General features: G+C 56.2%; 17 protein-coding genes, 1 rRNA gene and 1 riboswitch. Of the genes, 11 read left to right on the forward strand and 7 right to left on the reverse strand.

What is annotated here, in order from left to right; all coding sequences use genetic code 11:
- A 16S ribosomal RNA gene (locus CRO87_RS21470) occupies positions 1–84 on the reverse strand; the annotation flags it as partial.
- Positions 85–655: 571 nt separating this feature from the next.
- Between CRO87_RS21470 and purH the strand changes: the two genes are divergently transcribed.
- Positions 656–2,245, forward strand: coding sequence for a bifunctional phosphoribosylaminoimidazolecarboxamide formyltransferase/IMP cyclohydrolase (gene purH / locus CRO87_RS21485; protein ID WP_097164943.1), 1,590 nt, complete (start codon positions 656–658; stop codon positions 2,243–2,245).
- Positions 2,246–2,259: 14 nt separating this feature from the next.
- The gene (purD, locus tag CRO87_RS21490) at positions 2,260–3,552 is read left to right on the forward strand and encodes a phosphoribosylamine--glycine ligase (protein ID WP_097164944.1); all 1,293 of its coding nucleotides are present in this window, start codon (positions 2,260–2,262) and stop codon (positions 3,550–3,552) included.
- Positions 3,553–3,648: 96 nt separating this feature from the next.
- On the opposite strand, the gene CRO87_RS21495 is transcribed toward purD, so the two are convergent.
- From CRO87_RS21495 to nudC, 6 genes are all read right to left on the reverse strand, one after another.
- Entirely contained in the window at positions 3,649–4,341 is a 693-nt protein-coding gene (locus CRO87_RS21495) for a DUF1481 domain-containing protein (RefSeq protein WP_097164964.1), read from the reverse strand.
- Between the two features lie 12 nt (positions 4,342–4,353).
- Complete coding sequence (gene hupA / locus CRO87_RS21500; RefSeq protein ID WP_006816568.1) at positions 4,354–4,626, reverse strand: nucleoid-associated protein HU-alpha; 273 nt, start codon at positions 4,624–4,626, stop codon at positions 4,354–4,356.
- Between the two features lie 186 nt (positions 4,627–4,812).
- Complete coding sequence (locus tag CRO87_RS21505) at positions 4,813–5,403, reverse strand: YjaG family protein (RefSeq protein WP_097164945.1); 591 nt, start codon at positions 5,401–5,403, stop codon at positions 4,813–4,815.
- A 42-nt stretch (positions 5,404–5,445) separates the two neighbouring features.
- Positions 5,446–6,117 (reverse strand): deoxyribonuclease V, encoded by a 672-nt coding sequence (nfi, locus tag CRO87_RS21510; RefSeq protein WP_097164946.1) that lies wholly within the window; start codon positions 6,115–6,117, stop codon positions 5,446–5,448.
- 9 nt (positions 6,118–6,126) lie between these two features.
- Positions 6,127–7,191, reverse strand: a complete 1,065-nt coding sequence (gene hemE, locus CRO87_RS21515) for a uroporphyrinogen decarboxylase (protein ID WP_097164947.1) — start codon at positions 7,189–7,191, stop codon at positions 6,127–6,129.
- A 39-nt stretch (positions 7,192–7,230) separates the two neighbouring features.
- Positions 7,231–8,004, reverse strand: a complete 774-nt coding sequence (gene nudC, locus CRO87_RS21520; RefSeq protein ID WP_097164948.1) for an NAD(+) diphosphatase — start codon at positions 8,002–8,004, stop codon at positions 7,231–7,233.
- Between the two features lie 96 nt (positions 8,005–8,100).
- Here nudC and rsd point away from each other — a divergent pair, with 96 nt between their 5' ends.
- The 9 genes from rsd to CRO87_RS21565 all read left to right on the forward strand — a co-directional run bounded on the left by rsd (position 8,101) and on the right by CRO87_RS21565 (position 16,513).
- Positions 8,101–8,604, forward strand: a complete 504-nt coding sequence (rsd, locus tag CRO87_RS21525) for a sigma D regulator (protein WP_097164949.1) — start codon at positions 8,101–8,103, stop codon at positions 8,602–8,604.
- A 54-nt stretch (positions 8,605–8,658) separates the two neighbouring features.
- Positions 8,659–8,773, forward strand: a riboswitch (TPP riboswitch).
- A gap of 82 nt (positions 8,774–8,855) precedes the next feature.
- The gene (thiC, locus tag CRO87_RS21530) at positions 8,856–10,751 is read left to right on the forward strand and encodes a phosphomethylpyrimidine synthase ThiC (protein ID WP_097164950.1); all 1,896 of its coding nucleotides are present in this window, start codon (positions 8,856–8,858) and stop codon (positions 10,749–10,751) included.
- On the forward strand, positions 10,751–11,392 hold the full coding sequence (gene thiE / locus CRO87_RS21535) for a thiamine phosphate synthase (protein ID WP_097164951.1): 642 nt from the start codon (positions 10,751–10,753) through the stop codon (positions 11,390–11,392). Before thiC ends, thiE begins: the two co-directional genes overlap by 1 nt.
- Entirely contained in the window at positions 11,379–12,134 is a 756-nt protein-coding gene (locus tag CRO87_RS21540) for a HesA/MoeB/ThiF family protein (protein WP_097164952.1), read from the forward strand. The genes thiE and CRO87_RS21540 overlap by 14 nt, the downstream gene beginning before the upstream one ends.
- Positions 12,118–12,318 (forward strand): sulfur carrier protein ThiS, encoded by a 201-nt coding sequence (gene thiS / locus CRO87_RS21545; protein ID WP_097164953.1) that lies wholly within the window; start codon positions 12,118–12,120, stop codon positions 12,316–12,318. Before CRO87_RS21540 ends, thiS begins: the two co-directional genes overlap by 17 nt.
- A gap of 1 nt (position 12,319) precedes the next feature.
- Positions 12,320–13,087, forward strand: coding sequence for a thiazole synthase (gene thiG, locus CRO87_RS21550; RefSeq protein ID WP_097164954.1), 768 nt, complete (start codon positions 12,320–12,322; stop codon positions 13,085–13,087).
- A complete protein-coding gene (thiH, locus tag CRO87_RS21555) occupies positions 13,087–14,250 on the forward strand; it encodes a 2-iminoacetate synthase ThiH (protein WP_097164955.1) in 1,164 nt (387 codons plus the stop codon). Before thiG ends, thiH begins: the two co-directional genes overlap by 1 nt.
- A gap of 235 nt (positions 14,251–14,485) precedes the next feature.
- Positions 14,486–16,027: a sensor domain-containing diguanylate cyclase gene (locus CRO87_RS21560; protein WP_097164956.1), complete on the forward strand. Its 1,542-nt coding sequence runs from the start codon at positions 14,486–14,488 to the stop codon at positions 16,025–16,027.
- Positions 16,028–16,207: 180 nt separating this feature from the next.
- Complete coding sequence (locus tag CRO87_RS21565; RefSeq protein ID WP_097164957.1) at positions 16,208–16,513, forward strand: PTS sugar transporter subunit IIB; 306 nt, start codon at positions 16,208–16,210, stop codon at positions 16,511–16,513.

Consider the following 16,513-nt stretch of genomic DNA (forward strand, 5'->3'; position numbering starts at 1 on the left):
AAGCTCTCTGTGCTACCGCTCGACTTGCATGTGTTAGGCCTGCCGCCAGCGTTCAATCTGAGCCATGATCAAACTCTTCAATTTAAGTTTGATGCTCGTGAATTAAACTTCGTAATGAATTACGTATGTTCACTCAGAGACTTGGTATTCATTTTTCGTCTTGCGACGTTAAGAATCCATGTCACTTTGAGTGCCCACACAGATTGTCTGATAAATTGTTAAAGAGCAGTGAAACGTGGCTTTCGCTCGCCGTTTCGAGGTCCCGTATAATACGTTTTCCTCATTCAGAGTCAAGCGTTTATTTTCGCTTTTCTCTGTCAGAATTTCCGGAGAAACCCTGCTGACCCGGCGGCTTGTTTGCCGATGTTCCGTGTCGATGGAGGCGCATTATAGGGAGTTCTCGAGCACCCGCAAGGGCTAAATGACAGAAAAATGACTGACTGCTGCATTCCACAGCAAAACCCCGCCTTATACCCATTTACACACAGAGTTATCCACAAAGCGGAGAAAACCCAAAAATGTGCGAGCGTTGCGCAAACGTTTTCGTTACAATGCCCGCGCTAAAACAAGGATGCCCCGTAAGGGGCGTTAGCTGAGTTTTTCGGTAAAAATTCAGCTAACGCTCTCTGTAATTGTCAAATCCAGGGGATTTACCATGCAACAACGTCGTCCAGTCCGCCGTGCTTTACTCAGCGTTTCTGATAAAGCCGGTATCGTCGAATTCGCACAGGCACTTTCCGCACGCAGTGTGGAGCTGCTTTCAACCGGCGGAACCGCTCGCCTGTTAGCAGATAAAGGCTTGCCCGTTACTGAAGTTTCCGATTACACCGGTTTTCCGGAAATGATGGATGGACGCGTTAAGACACTGCACCCGAAAGTGCATGGCGGGATCCTCGGTCGCCGCGGTCAGGATGATGGGATCATGGATCAACACGGGATCGCGCCGATCGATATGGTAGTCGTCAACCTTTACCCGTTTGCACAAACCGTCGCACGTGAAGGCTGTTCGCTGGAAGATGCCGTTGAAAATATCGATATCGGCGGCCCGACCATGGTGCGCTCCGCGGCCAAGAACCATAAAGATGTGGCAATCGTCGTTAAGAGCAGCGATTACTCTTCTATTATTAGCGAGCTGGATGCCAACGAAGGTTCCCTCACGCTGGAAACCCGCTTCGACCTGGCAATTAAAGCGTTCGAGCACACCGCCGCCTATGACAGCATGATTGCCAACTACTTTGGCAGCCTGGTTCCCGCTTATCACAGCGAAACAAAAGAGCCCGCCGGTCGCTTCCCGCGTACCCTCAACCTGAACTTCATTAAAAAGCAGGATATGCGCTACGGTGAGAACAGCCACCAGCAGGCCGCCTTCTATATAGAAGAGAACGTGCAGGAAGCTTCCGTGGCAACCGCGCAGCAGGTTCAGGGCAAAGCGCTCTCCTATAACAACATCGCCGACACCGATGCGGCGCTGGAATGCGTGAAAGAGTTCAGCGAACCCGCCTGCGTTATCGTTAAGCACGCTAACCCTTGCGGCGTGGCCGTCAGCGACTCAATTCTTGATGCCTACGATCGCGCTTACAAAACGGACCCAACTTCCGCCTTCGGGGGCATCATTGCCTTCAACCGCGAGCTGGATGCCGAAACCGCGCAGTCGATCGTTTCCCGCCAGTTTGTTGAAGTCATTATTGCGCCATCGGCGACTGAAGAAGCGCTGAAGATCACCGCCACCAAGCAGAACGTCCGGGTACTGACCTGCGGCCAGTGGAACGCTCGCGTTGCAGGCCATGATTTCAAACGCGTAAACGGCGGTCTGCTGGTTCAGGATCGCGATCTGGGTATGGTGACTTCCGGCGAACTGCGCGTTGTCAGCCAGCGCCAGCCAACTGAACAGGAACTGCGTGACGCACTGTTCTGCTGGAAAGTGGCGAAATTCGTGAAATCTAACGCCATCGTGTACGCCAAAGAGAACATGACCATTGGCATAGGCGCAGGCCAGATGAGCCGCGTCTATTCCGCTAAAATCGCCGGGATCAAAGCCGCAGACGAAGGCCTGGAAGTGAAAGGTTCCGCGATGGCGTCTGACGCCTTCTTCCCGTTCCGTGATGGTATCGATGCTGCAGCTGCCGTCGGCGTGACCTGTGTTATCCAGCCTGGCGGCTCTATTCGTGATGAAGAAGTGATTGCCGCAGCCAACGAACACGGCATCGCAATGATCTTCACCGACATGCGCCACTTCCGCCATTAATTCCGGAGCTGACAATGAAAGTTTTAGTGATTGGTAACGGCGGGCGTGAACACGCGCTGGCCTGGAAAGCGGCCCAGTCGCCGCTAGTTGATACAGTATATGTAGCACCAGGCAATGCGGGCACGGCACTTGAGCCGACGCTGCAAAATGTCGCCATCAGCGCCACCGATATCCCTGCGCTGCTGCAGTTCGCACAAAGCGAAAACATCGGCCTGACCATCGTTGGGCCTGAAGCACCGCTGGTGATCGGCGTGGTGGATGCCTTCCGTAAAGCAGGCCTGACCATTTTCGGCCCGACTCAGGGTGCCGCGCAGCTCGAAGGTTCCAAAGCCTTCACCAAGGATTTCCTGGCACGCCATAACATCCCGACGGCCTGGTACCAGAACTTTACCGAAGTGGAACCTGCGCTGGCCTATCTGCGCGAGAAAGGTGCGCCAATTGTTATCAAAGCGGACGGCCTGGCCGCGGGCAAAGGCGTAATTGTGGCGATGACGCTCGAAGAAGCCGAAGCCGCCGTGCACGACATGCTGGCAGGCAATGCCTTTGGCGATGCGGGTCACCGTATCGTGATCGAAGAGTTTCTTGAAGGCGAAGAGGCCAGCTTCATCGTCATGGTCGACGGCGAAAACGTATTGCCAATGGCCACCAGCCAGGACCACAAGCGCGTGGGCGATGGCGATACCGGCCCGAACACGGGTGGCATGGGTGCATACTCACCTGCACCAGTGGTGACCGATGAAGTTCATCAGCGCACCATGGATCGTATCATCTGGCCTACCGTTCGCGGGATGGCGGTAGAAGGCAATACCTATACCGGTTTCCTGTATGCCGGGCTGATGATCGACAAAGCGGGCAACCCGAAGGTTATCGAATTCAACTGCCGCTTTGGCGATCCGGAAACGCAGCCAATCATGCTGCGCCTGCAGTCTGACCTGGTGGAACTCTGTCTCGCGGCCTGTGAAGGTAAGCTTGATGAGAAAACTTCCCGCTGGGATCCGCGTCCGTCTCTGGGCGTCGTGATGGCAGCAGGCGGCTATCCTGGCAGCTATAACAATGGCGATGAAATCCATGGTCTGCCGCTGGAAGAAGTTGAGAACGGCAAAGTGTTCCAGGCCGGGACGACGCTTTCCGAAGACGATCGCGTGCTGACCAACGGCGGCCGCGTGCTTTGCGTCACGGCGCTGGGTGAAACCGTCGCCGAAGCGCAGAAACGTGCGTACGCCTTAATGACAGATATTCACTGGGAAGGCTGCTTCAGCCGTAAGGATATCGGCTATCGCGCGATTGCGCGTGAGCAAGGGAAGTAGTTTAGCGAAGGAGATAGCTGTTCCCCTTCGCCCTAACCCTCTCCCTCAAGGGAGAGGGAATTGCTCTGAGCGAAGTTTAAAGACTTGTACTTCGCCTTAAAAGGTCTTCTCTTTCGGCTGCCAGGTGCAGAAATCTTCGTTTGCCACCAGTAGCAGCTGCGACCCTTCCGGCGCTTCCAGCCACGCCACGCTGACTTCCACTGAAGAGTGGCTCTGACGTCGTTCGATGTGATTCATCGCGCGGGCTTCCAGATCGGGCTTCACCGTTTCGCCTTCGCAGGTTGTCACTGTGTGATTGGCGTGCCAGCGCCCCTGTCGCAACACCACACGCCCCTGACGCAGCGCATCACTGGTCTGGCGGATTTGCTGTGCCTGATAGCGATACAGGGCTATCTGGTCATTGGAGAGCTGCTGCTTCTGCCCGTCAATTTCACGCTGCATAAAGCTGAGTTCACCGTGGTCATCAAAACGCACGCGAACGTGTTCCGGCGGTTTACCGTAGATATTGAGTTCAATCAGAGAGAGCGTATCGCCCTGCCAGCGGTATTCGCTGGTTGAGGTGTTTCCGCTTCGCCACGGGCTGAACGCCGCGAGCAGATGAGTTTCGTTATCGGAATCTTTGCGCCAGATGCGCACCGCGCCCTGGTTATCGGCATAGCCGCTGGCGGTAAACGGGGGTAAGGCAGAGTTATGGCTGCAGGCGGTGAGCAACAGAACGCCGGCCAGCGCCAGCGAGCGGCGCCAGACGGACAAAAGGGGCGAAACCGCCCCTTCGATAAAACTGTTCACCGGCACGCGGTCTTACTTAACGGCGTCTTTCAGTGCTTTACCAGAAACAAATGCTGGCACGTTAGCTGCAGCGATTTTGATTTCTTTACCGGTCTGTGGGTTGCGGCCAGTACGCTCAGCGCGGTGGTTCACTTTGAAGGTACCGAAACCAACCAGTTGTACAGCATCACCTTCTTTCAGAGACTCAGTAATTGCAGCCAGAGTAGATTCCAGGGCAGATTTAGCCTGCGCTTTAGACAGGTCAGCCTTGTCCGCAATTACATCAATCAGTTGAGTCTTGTTCATATGTTATCCTTACAATGTGTTTATCGCTTGCTAAGCATCGAGTGCGATGGAAATGCCTGAAAAGCACTCTCCTGCATACACGCACCGATAGCCACTTTTTTTCGCCTTCCAAATGTAGACCAGACGGGGGGCAGATGTGAAGCCTTCAGGCACGACAATTCGGACTGAATATCACGTTTTGTGGCTTCATTGCTGAAAATTTATACCGATATTGCTCTCACCTGCCTCACGCAGGTCTGCCCGCAGCCCTTTTATCAGCTCAAGATCGCGTTCTTCGCAGTCGGCCAGAAGTCGGAATATTACCCATTGGATGTCCCACTCCTGCTCTACTGCCGGGTTCTCTTTCAGCTCTTCATCGGTCATTTCACGACCCGCCTGAGTCATCTCCAGCATCGCAACGGTGGTGATAGACGTCTTGCTGACTTCAATGGCATGTTCCAGCGTTTCGCCACTCAGACGCGAGTGCATCAGTTCGCTCAGCGCCACGCAGGCATCAATGGCCGGGTATACGCCGTACATATCGAAATCATCCGCGACCGGGATCGCCTCTTCGAACTTCTCGAGCTGGCTGTCGAAGTTCACCTTGGCGTCCTTCACCGTCAGGGTTTCCCAGATAAGATCGAGAATACGACGATACAGCTGCCCGTCGGCAAACTCAGTTTGCTGGCAGAACATGGCGTAATTCGGGTACATACGCTCGCACAGGCAAGCCATAAAGGTCACATGCTGCCAGCTTTCCAGCTTCTCAAGGCGCAGATGAATCGGGTTTTGTAACATGATGAGTTCTCGAATGCGTTAATTAGCGGCAGTTTACCTGAATCAGGGCTGAATTGCTTGCCAGCGCAGAAAGGCCGGTCGAGCAGAAGCCACGGCATCTGCCCAGCGCGTTGGCTCCGGCAGACGATAGCCACGAGTGCAACGCTGAACCCACGCGAGCGCGCGGTCCTGGCTGACGCGGTGCCCGGTAGCAATAAACAGCGGATTGCACCGCGCCTTACTGCGCCAGACCCAGCCAAGCTGCTCCTGCTTATCAATCAGCGGCGACAGTGCGCCAGGCTCTGCAGAAAGCGGTTCAAACTTGCCGCACAGGCGCTTTTTTGCCACGCCGATAGTCGGCACGTCCACCAGCAGACCAAAATGGCTGGCAACGCCGAGCCGCCGTGGGTGGGAAATGCCGTGCCCATCGACAAAAAGCAGATCCGGCTTGCGGGAAAGCAGCTCCCACGCCGCCAGCAGCGCAGGATATTCGCGAAATGACAGAAAACCGGGGATGTAAGGCATGGTGGTGGGAATGCGGGCAATCTGATATTCCACCAGTTCAAGTTCTGGCCAGCTCAGCAGCACCATCGCCGCGCGAGTCACTTCACCACCTTCTTCGAACCCCACATCCGCCCCGCCGATCAACTTCGGAGGATCGACAAGAAAGCGATCCTCGCGGATCACCGACGAAGCTAACGCCTTCTGCTGCTCGCGAAGATCGGCCAGATCCATGGCATTGCCTTACTTATGGTACTGCGCTGACAGGCGATGCACGGCTTCGACAAACGCGCCCGCGTGTTCCGGCGGCACGTCCTGATGAATGCCGTGACCCAGGTTGAAGACATGGCCTTCACCCTCGCCGAAACCAGCCAGAATGGTTGCCACTTCTTCCTCAATACGTGCAGGCTGGGCGTAAAGCATGGACGGATCCATGTTGCCCTGAAGCGCGACCTTGTCACCCACGCGACGGCGTGCATCGGCAATGTCCGTCGTCCAGTCTAAGCCGAGTGCGTCGCAGCCCGTGGCCGCCATTGCTTCCAGCCACTGTCCGCCGCCTTTGGTAAACAGCGTCACCGGCACGCGACGACCTTCGTTTTCACGCAGCAGGCCATCGACAATCTTGTGCATGTAATAGAGAGAGAACTGCTGATAATCGCGCCCGGTCAGCACACCGCCCCAGGTGTCGAAAATCATCACCGACTGCGCGCCCGCGCGGATCTGCGCGTTCAGGTACAGCGTGACGCTTTTCGCGAGCTTATCGAGCAGCAGATGCAGCGCCTGCGGATCGGCATACATCATCTTCTTGATGACGGTAAAGGCTTTGCTGCTGCCGCCTTCAACCATATAAGTCGCCAGCGTCCACGGGCTGCCGGAGAAACCAATCAGCGGCACTTCGCCTTTCAGCTCACGGCGAATCGTGCGCACCGCGTTCATCACGTAGCCCAGCTCCTGTTCCGGGTCCGGCACAGGCAGCTTTTCGATATCGGCTTTGGTTTTCAGCACATTGGTAAAGCGCGGGCCTTCACCGGCCTCAAAATAGAGGCCAAGCCCCATGGCATCGGGAATGGTCAGAATGTCCGAAAAGAGGATCGCCGCATCGAGCGGGTAGCGACGCAGCGGCTGCATTGTGACTTCGCAGGCCAGCTCCGCATTTTTGCACAGAGACATAAAATCGCCTGCCTGTGCACGCGTGGCCTTATACTCCGGCAAATAGCGGCCTGCCTGCCTCATCATCCAGACGGGGGTGATATCAACAGGCTGGCGCATCAGCGCACGCAGATAACGATCGTTTTTCAGTTCGGTCATTTTTGCAGTTCCTTTATGCATTATGCGGGGAGTGTACCATCACTCGTCGTCTGCCCGACACATCGCCACGGTATCTTCAATCAAACGCCGCGCCACGGTGCCCGGCGGGGGTAACAGCGGCAGGTTGTCGTAGCGATACCAGTTGGCTTCCAGCAGCTCTTTCTGATCGATAACAATCTCACCGCTGTCGTAATCTGCCATAAACGCCGTCATCAGCGACTGCGGGAAAGGCCAGGGTTGTGAGGTGACATAGCGAAGGTTTTTGACGCGAATACCGCTCTCCTCCATTACTTCACGGGCCACCGCCTGCTCCAGCGTTTCGCCCACTTCAACAAACCCGGCCAGCACTGTATGCACGCCGTTGCGGTGGCGTGTGTGCTGTGCAAGAAGAATGGAATCATCCCGGCGAATGGCGACGATAATGCACGGCGCGATTTGTGGGTAATAGCGTTCACGACAGTGGCTGCACAACATCGCCCATTCGGTTTTGCTTGGGTGCATGGTATGGCCGCAGTAGCCGCAGAATTTATGCGAACGGTAGAACTCCGCCAGCTGAACGCCGCGCCCGGCAAGCTGGAACAGACCGACGTCCTGATCCAGCACCTGGCGAACCGTGCCCATCTCCTGGCGGCGAGCCTGCTGAACCAGCCAGACGGGAGCGCCTTCCCATTCGCCAATTTGCATGGCTGGCAGGCCGACAAGATCGAAATTTTCTGCCGTCCCGCACGGTATTTCTCCGCCGGGAAGCCATAATTTCTGTTCGTGACTGACTATCCACCAACCGCTGTCTAATTTTTCAATAATACGATCCATATCTATTGCACTACCTTCGCTTCACTGGCACTTTGTTAACAGTGTTTTTACATTTTTGGGTGAGCCGTTTTTACTCTTTTAAAGTCGGAGTCCATCATGCTAAACCAGTTAGAAAGCCTGACAGAGCGCGTTGGCGGCAGCCATCATCTTGTCGATCAGTGGCTACAGGTGCGTAAGCAGTTGCTCGTCGCCTATTACAATCTGGTTGGCATTAAGCCTGGCAAAGGATCGTACATGCGCCTCAACGAAAAAGCCCTCGACGATTTTTGCCAGCGTCTGGTGGATTACCTTTCGGCCGGTCACTTCAATATTTATGAACGCATTGTCGGCGAATTGGAAGGTGAAAACCCAATTTTGGCGGCGACAAAGCTCTATCCGCAGCTTGAAGGCAACACCCAGCAGATTATGGATCTGTATGATTCCAGCCTCGAAACAGCCATCGACGACGACAACTGCATGGAGTTTCAGCAGGCGCTCTCCACCCTCGGCGAAGCGCTGGCCGCTCGCTTTACCCTGGAAGACAGCCTGATCGCCCTGACGCTGGACAGCAAATTTAACGGCGGCGCGAACGATGAAAATCAGATCGCGCGTCCGGCTTGAGTTCTTAAGCGTTAACGAGTAATTTACAACCTTCACCTCGCCTGCGGGCGGGGGTTTTTCTTGTCGGAGTGCCCAGTGTTTAATGAAAGCACGGGCTGAGACCGTTAATTCGGGATCCGCGGAACCTGATCAGGCTAATACCTGCGAAGGGAACAAGAGTCAATCTGCTGTTACATCACCTTTTGGGTGATGTCTCCTCTTGCTTCATCCGTCGTCTGACAAGCCATCTCCTTACTTTACTGGAATGTGCTATGTCTGCTACCAAACTGACCCGCCGCGAACAGCGCGCGCAAGCTCAACGCTTTATCGACACCCTGGAAGGCACCGCTTTTCCCAACTCAAAGCGCATCTATCTTCAGGGCTCGCAGGACGGTATTCGCGTGCCGATGCGCGAGATCCAGCTGAGCCCGACGCTCCTCGGCGGCACGAAAGAGAACCCGCAGTTCGAACAAAACGAAGCCGTGCCGGTGTACGACACCTCCGGCCCTTATGGCGATCCGTCGATAAAAATTGACGTCCAGCGCGGCCTGGAAAAACTGCGCCAGCCGTGGATCGATGCCCGTAATGACAGCGAGCCGCTTGATGAGAGAAGCTCTGCCTACACCAAAGAGCGCCTGGCGGATGATGGCCTCGACGAACTGCGCTTCACCGGCCTGTTAACCCCCAAACGCGCCAAATCAGGCCAATGCGTGACCCAGCTGCACTACGCCCGCCAGGGCATCGTCACCCCGGAAATGGAATTCATCGCCATTCGCGAAAATATGGGCCGCGAGCGCATTCGCGGTGAAGTGTTACGCCACCAGCATCCGGGCGAAGGATTCGGGGCACGTTTACCGGAAAATATCACCCCGGAATTTGTGCGCGATGAAGTGGCCGCCGGACGCGCCATCATTCCTGCCAACATCAATCACCCGGAATCTGAGCCGATGATCATTGGCCGTAATTTCCTCGTGAAGGTGAACGCCAATATCGGCAACTCGGCAGTCACCTCCTCCATTGAAGAAGAAGTCGAGAAACTGGTGTGGTCCACACGCTGGGGCGCAGACACGGTGATGGACTTATCCACGGGGCGTTATATTCACGAAACCCGCGAATGGATCCTGCGCAACAGCCCGGTGCCGATTGGTACCGTGCCGATCTACCAGGCGCTGGAGAAGGTCAACGGGATCGCCGAAGATCTGACGTGGGAAGCGTTCCGCGATACTCTGCTGGAGCAGGCCGAACAGGGCGTCGACTACTTCACCATTCACGCGGGCGTGCTGCTGCGCTACGTGCCGATGACAGCCAAACGCCTGACGGGCATCGTTTCCCGCGGCGGCTCCATCATGGCGAAATGGTGCCTGTCGCATCATCAGGAAAACTTCCTTTACCAGCACTTCCGCGAGATCTGCGAAATCTGCGCCGCCTACGATGTTTCCCTCTCGCTCGGTGACGGCCTGCGTCCGGGATCCATTCAGGATGCCAATGACGAGGCGCAGTTTGCCGAGCTGCACACCCTCGGCGAGCTGACCAAAATCGCCTGGGAGTACGACGTGCAGGTGATGATTGAAGGCCCCGGCCATGTGCCGATGCAGATGATTCGTCGCAATATGACCGAAGAGCTGGAGCACTGCCACGAAGCGCCGTTCTACACGCTCGGGCCGCTGACCACCGACATTGCGCCAGGCTACGACCATTTCACCTCCGGGATTGGCGCGGCGATGATCGGCTGGTTCGGCTGCGCGATGCTTTGCTACGTCACGCCAAAAGAGCATCTTGGACTGCCGAACAAAGAAGACGTTAAACAGGGGCTTATCACCTATAAGATCGCCGCCCACGCCGCGGATCTGGCGAAAGGCCATCCCGGCGCGCAAATCCGCGATAACGCCATGTCGAAGGCACGCTTTGAATTCCGCTGGGAAGATCAGTTCAACCTGGCGCTCGACCCCTTCACCGCCCGCGCCTATCACGACGAAACCCTGCCGCAGGAGTCCGGGAAGGTCGCCCACTTCTGCTCAATGTGTGGCCCAAAATTCTGCTCGATGAAAATCTCCCAGGAGGTGCGCGACTACGCTGCCGCACAAACCATCGAAGTCGGCATGGCGGACATGTCAGAGAACTTCCGCGCCAAAGGCGGCGAAATCTATCTTAAGCGCGAGGAAGCCTGATGTATCAGCCTGATTTCCCGACGGTGCCTCATCGTCTCGGTCTTTACCCAGTCGTCGACAGCGTGGCATGGATTAAGCGTTTGCTGGAAGTGGGCGTGCGTACCCTTCAGCTACGCATCAAGGACAAGCGCGATGAGGAAGTTGAAGCGGACGTTATCGCCGCTATCGCGCTTGGTCGTCACTACCGTGCCAGGCTGTTTATCAATGATTACTGGCGTCTGGCAATCAAACACCGTGCCTACGGTGTGCATCTGGGCCAGGAGGATTTGGACGTGACCGATCTGGACGCTATTCGCAAAGCAGGCCTGCGCCTTGGCGTCTCCACGCACGACGATATGGAAATCGACGTGGCGCTGGCGGTGAAACCGTCTTATATCGCCCTCGGCCACGTTTTCCCCACTCAGACCAAACAGATGCCGTCAGCCCCGCAAGGGCTGACGCAGCTTTCGGCACATATCGAACGGCTGAAGGATTACCCGACGGTGGCGATTGGCGGGATCAGCATTGCGCGGGCGCCGTCGGTTCTGGCAACGGGCGTCGGGAGCATCGCGGTCGTCAGCGCCATAACCGAAGCGCCGGACTGGCAAATCGCCACGGCGCAGCTGCTTGAAATGGCGGGAGCGGGCGATGAACGATCGTGACTTTATGCGCTACAGCCGCCAGATCCTGCTGGAGGATATTGCCATCGACGGTCAGCAGAAGCTGCTCGCCAGCCGGGTGCTGATCGTGGGCCTGGGCGGCTTAGGCTCTCCTGCTGCTCTGTATCTTGCCGGAGCAGGCATCGGCACGCTGGTGCTGGCCGACGACGATTGTGTGCATATCAGTAATCTTCAGCGGCAAATCCTGTTTAGCGTGAATGACATCGACCAGCCGAAGGCTGAGGCAACGAAGAAACGGCTGGCGCAGCTCAACCCTGATATTCAGCTGATTACGCTGAATCAGCGCCTTGAGGGCGAAGCGCTCCACCAGCAGGTTGCACAGGCAGACGTCGTGCTCGACTGTACCGACACGATGGCCAGCCGTCAGGCAATCAACGCCGCCTGCGTGAAGCACGGCACGCCGCTGATTTCCGCCAGCGCGGTCGGATTTGGCGGGCAGCTGATGACCATCGCGCCGCCCTTCACTCATGGCTGCTACCGCTGCGTCTGGCCCGATGAACAGGAGCCTGAGCGCAACTGCCGCACCGCTGGGATCGTCGGCCCGGTTGTCGGCGTGATGGGCACCCTTCAGGCGCTGGAGGCTATCAAACTGCTGAGCGGCATGAACGTCGGACAGGATTCACTGCGCCTGTTCGACGCCCGCTCCGGCAACTGGCGCGCCCTGATCCGTACGCGCGTGCCGGGCTGCCCCATCTGTGGAGGCGCTGATGCACATTCTTGTTAACGATGAGCAAGTTGATTGCGAGGCCGGTCTGGCCGTGGGTGAACTGCTTTCCCGGCTGGAACGGAATCTGCCCGGCGTCGCGCTGGCGCTGAATCAGCAGATATTGCCCCAGCCACAATGGGCAGAAACCTTTCTACAGGATGGCGACAGCCTCCTGATTTTTCAGGCGATTGCCGGGGGCTGATATGTTACGTATTGCCGATAAAGTGTTTGAATCCCACCTGTTCACGGGCACAGGAAAATTTGCCACGCCGCAGTTGATGGTCAACGCCATTCGGGCTTCAGGCAGCCAACTGGTGACGCTGGCGATGAAGCGCGTCGATTTACGTCAGCACAATGATGCCCTGCTTCAGCCGCTGCTGGCGGCGGGCGTTTCATTGCTGCCGAATACTTCTGGCGCGAAAACAGCAGAAGAGGCGGTATTTGCCGCAAAACTGGCACGAGAAGCGCTCGCAACTCACTGGATCAAACTGGAAATTCACCCCGATGCGCGCTGGCTGCTGCCCGATCCGATTGAAACCCTGAAAGCCGCAGAATTACTGGTAAAAGAAGGATTTGTCGTACTGCCTTATTGCGGGGCCGATCCGGTGCTGTGCAAACGTCTGGAAGAGGCTGGCTGCGCTGCCGTGATGCCGCTCGGCGCGCCTATCGGGTCGAATCAGGGCCTGGAAACTCGCGCAATGCTTGAAATCATCATTGATCAGGCAACGGTTCCCGTCGTGGTTGATGCGGGGATTGGCGTGCCGAGCCACGCCGCACAGGCGCTGGAAATGGGCGCGGATGCGGTGCTGGTTAATACGGCGATTGCGGTCGCGGATTCCCCCGTCGACATGGCCTGCGCTTTTCGCCTTGCCGTCGAGGCCGGCATTCTCGCCCGGCAGGCGGGTCCTGGTGCAACAAGCAGGCAGGCGCAGGCCACCAGCCCGCTGACGGGTTTCCTGGAGGCGCAGTGATGGCCACTTTCACCGAACGCTGGCGGCAGCTTAACTGGGATGATATTCGTCTGCGGATCCACAGTAAAACGACGGCAGATGTGGAACGGGCGCTGGCGGCACGTCAGCTCAGCCGCGACGATTTCATGGCGCTGCTCTCACCCGCCGCCGATGCCTTTCTGGAACCGCTGGCGCAGCGGGCGCAGCAGCTGACCCGCCAGCGCTTCGGACACACGGTTAGCTTCTATGTCCCACTCTATCTCTCCAACCTCTGTGCGAATGACTGTACCTATTGCGGCTTCTCGATGAGCAACCGCATCAGGCGTAAAACGCTGGATTCGCAGGAAATACAGCAGGAATGCGAGGCGATTCGCGCGCTCGGATTTGAGCATCTGCTGCTGGTCACCGGTGAGCATCAGAGCAAAGTGGGTATGGATTACTTTCGCCAGCATCTGCCTGATATCCGTCGCCAGTTTTCCTCGCTACAGATGGAGGTCCAGCCTCTCTCGCAGGCTGACTATGAGGAGCTGAAAACGCTCGGGCTGGATGGCGTGATGGTGTATCAGGAGACGTACCATCAGGCGATGTACGCCCAACACCATCTGAAAGGCAATAAGCAGGATTTCGTCTGGCGGCTGGAAACGCCGGACAGGCTGGGGAAAGCGGGCATTGATAAAATTGGGCTCGGGGCGTTGATCGGTCTTTCCGACAGCTGGCGAGTGGATTGTTACATGGTCGCGGAGCATCTGCTGTGGCTGCAAAAGCATTACTGGCAAAGTCGTTATTCCATTTCATTTCCGCGTTTGCGCCCCTGTGCAGGCGGCGTGGAGCCCGCATCAGTGATGGACGAACGCCAGCTGGTACAAACGATTTGTGCTTTCAGGCTGCTGTCGCCGGAGTGTGAATTGTCGCTGTCGACGCGGGAATCTCCGGAGTTTCGCGATCGGGTGATCCCGATTGCAATTAACAACGTCAGCGCCTTCTCCAAAACGCAGCCGGGCGGCTATGCCAAAAATCGTCCGGAGCTGGAACAGTTTTCCCCGCACGATGCCCGCCGACCAGAGGACGTGGCGCAGGCACTGATCGCCCGTGGATTACAGCCGGTCTGGAAAGACTGGGACCGCTGGCTGGGACGCTCGTCGCAACATGCTGCAAGCGTTGCACCACAGACAAAACTGCGCTGAAGCCTGCTCGTAAAAGGACACTTTGAGTATTGTTGGAAAAAGGGGTTCACCTTACGCTGCCCTGGTCAGCAAGGAGTGTTGACCAGGGCGGAGTTCCCTTCCTCTTCCGCCCTGCCTTCTGCCAACCCGGAGGCAATATTATTCATCGAACGAATGTATTGATGACGGATGTCAGCGCAGAGCTTCCTCAGGTCTTATACTTTTGCTACTCGCCAAAAGGAATGCGCTTCGCGATATGAACATCCATAGCAAAAATCTCTCGTTTACTCGCCCGATACTGGTGAGCTTTGCCGGGCTTCTGGTCGGCTTTATCCTCATCGCTGTACTGGTCACGCTGAACCAGCGCAAAGACATTATTGAGGATTATCACCAAATTAACCGCAATTTCACCCATAACCTGGCGGTGAACTATACGGCCTCGATTTTGAGTGAAAATGATTACATCCTCGATCGTGCCGTCCGTTTTTTTGCCAGCAACGACGAACTGAACAAGACGGTTAACGTCAATCGTGAGCAAGGCTTACGACAGATCATGCAATTGCAGACCCTGATGCCCCGCGTGTCATCAATCTCCATCGCTGACGCGGAAGGTCACTACCTGCGCGCGCCTCAGGTCAAAGCTACAGCGGAAAGCCAGTCGTTCGATCCTAAGACACGACCCTGGTTTATCCATCAGGCCGACTCCAGTATTCTCAGCCGGTATACCGACGCCTACACCGATTACTTCACCCACCAGCAGACCATCACGCTTTACCGTCCGGTGGTGTCACCCAATGGCGTCCTGAGAGGCACACTCGCATTTCATCTGGATTTAGCGCTGATGGGGTCAACGCTGAGAAAGATGCAGTCGCCAGTCCAGGGGCAGTATTACGTGGTGAATCGTGCAGGCGAGGCCGTTCTTCACCCCGACACGGGAGAGTTGTTCAGACAGCTCGTCTCCCCTTCCCTGATGGCCAAAATGACTAACGGGGAAGGTGCCGTGTACGACAAGCAAACGGACACCTGGTTTTACTACTACTCCTTCACCAATCCGGACTGGTTCGTCATTTTTAAAGTCTCCGGGGAGACGCTAAGTGAACTGGCCCGCCACGAAAGCATCATAGTGGCATGGGGCTTTGCGCTGGCAGCAATTCTGATTGTGTTGTTTGGGCTCTATCTGCGCCACACTTCGCGCACGGTACTCATGAATATCATCAGTGCGATAAACACCGGTGACATCAAGCAGGCACCTAAGCTTGAAGCCACACTCAGTAAAGCGATTATCTCCAACAAAGAGCGGGAACTCACCTGGGCGCGCCAGGCGACGATCGATGCGCTAACGGGCTGCAAAAATCGTCGCGCCTTTGACAGCGAAGTGGGCGAACTTCTGAGCAACGGTCAGCCCTTCGCTCTGGCCCTGGTGGATATCGATAATTTCAAAAAGATAAACGATACCTGGGGGCATCTCAGCGGCGATATCGTTTTGCGTAACGTTGCGCGCGAAGGCCTGCAGGTGCTGAAACCTCACGGAGTCTCCCTTTACCGTTACGGCGGTGAGGAGTTTGCGGCCGTCTTTACCAATGAAACCGTTGCCGCGGCTTTTGAGCTGCTGGATGAATGGCGTGAAAAAGTAGCAACGCGCAGCTGGCGTGAGGAAGGTTTGTACGTCACCTTTAGCGGCGGTTTTGGGGAATGGCACATGGAGCCCTTAGAGCAGTTGGTCGCCAGCGTGGATGCCGCGCTCTACAGGGCCAAACAGCAGGGTAAAAATCGGGTCCTGCCTGTCGACACAATGTGAGACGATGTTTTAACGAAGCACTATGCCCAGCGGTTTTTCAAGCGGCCGCCCGCAAACTGTAACCGGTTTCATGATTTTGCGGCTTTCTTTGTGATGGCTTACACACTATCGCCGTAAAGCGGTTGTTGAATGCCTCGCCACACGATAAAGATGAAGCATCAAGGACCATGAGGGCGAGTTATGAAGAACATTGTTTTATGCTGTGCAGCAGGCATGTCCACCAGCATGCTGGTTCAACGTATGAAGGACGCCGCGCAAAAGAAAGGCGTTGAAGTCTCTATCAAAGCTGTTCCTGTCGCAGAATTCAAAGATAACCTCAACGCCGCAGATATCATTCTGCTGGGGCCGCAGGTGAAATATGAACTGGGTAAACTCCAGGCAGAAGCCGAGCCGCTGGGCAAGAAAGTCGCGGTTATCGATATGATGGATTACGGCATGATGAAAGGTGATGTCGTTCTTGAGAAAGCTCTCAAGCTGATGGAGTGA

It is taken from the genome of Enterobacter sp. CC120223-11, from assembly GCF_900215375.1.
In the GTDB taxonomy this organism is placed as follows: Bacteria; Pseudomonadota; Gammaproteobacteria; order Enterobacterales; family Enterobacteriaceae; genus Scandinavium.

Bases quoted from the DNA above. Each gene is read 5' to 3' on its own strand.
- purH (WP_097164943.1), top strand. From the start codon at position 656: ATGCAACAACGTCGTCCAGTCCGCCGTGCTTTACTCAGCGTTTCTGAT.
- purD (WP_097164944.1), top strand. From the start codon at position 2,260: ATGAAAGTTTTAGTGATTGGTAACGGCGGGCGTGAACACGCGCTGGCC.
- hupA (WP_006816568.1), bottom strand. From the start codon at position 4,626: ATGAACAAGACTCAACTGATTGATGTAATTGCGGACAAGGCTGACCTG.
- CRO87_RS21505 (WP_097164945.1), bottom strand. From the start codon at position 5,403: ATGTTACAAAACCCGATTCATCTGCGCCTTGAGAAGCTGGAAAGCTGG.
- nfi (WP_097164946.1), bottom strand. From the start codon at position 6,117: ATGGATCTGGCCGATCTTCGCGAGCAGCAGAAGGCGTTAGCTTCGTCG.
- hemE (WP_097164947.1), bottom strand. From the start codon at position 7,191: ATGACCGAACTGAAAAACGATCGTTATCTGCGTGCGCTGATGCGCCAG.
- nudC (WP_097164948.1), bottom strand. From the start codon at position 8,004: ATGGATCGTATTATTGAAAAATTAGACAGCGGTTGGTGGATAGTCAGT.
- rsd (WP_097164949.1), top strand. From the start codon at position 8,101: ATGCTAAACCAGTTAGAAAGCCTGACAGAGCGCGTTGGCGGCAGCCAT.
- thiC (WP_097164950.1), top strand. From the start codon at position 8,856: ATGTCTGCTACCAAACTGACCCGCCGCGAACAGCGCGCGCAAGCTCAA.
- thiE (WP_097164951.1), top strand. From the start codon at position 10,751: ATGTATCAGCCTGATTTCCCGACGGTGCCTCATCGTCTCGGTCTTTAC.
- CRO87_RS21540 (WP_097164952.1), top strand. From the start codon at position 11,379: ATGAACGATCGTGACTTTATGCGCTACAGCCGCCAGATCCTGCTGGAG.
- thiS (WP_097164953.1), top strand. From the start codon at position 12,118: ATGCACATTCTTGTTAACGATGAGCAAGTTGATTGCGAGGCCGGTCTG.
- thiG (WP_097164954.1), top strand. From the start codon at position 12,320: ATGTTACGTATTGCCGATAAAGTGTTTGAATCCCACCTGTTCACGGGC.
- thiH (WP_097164955.1), top strand. From the start codon at position 13,087: ATGGCCACTTTCACCGAACGCTGGCGGCAGCTTAACTGGGATGATATT.
- CRO87_RS21560 (WP_097164956.1), top strand. From the start codon at position 14,486: ATGAACATCCATAGCAAAAATCTCTCGTTTACTCGCCCGATACTGGTG.
- CRO87_RS21565 (WP_097164957.1), top strand. From the start codon at position 16,208: ATGAAGAACATTGTTTTATGCTGTGCAGCAGGCATGTCCACCAGCATG.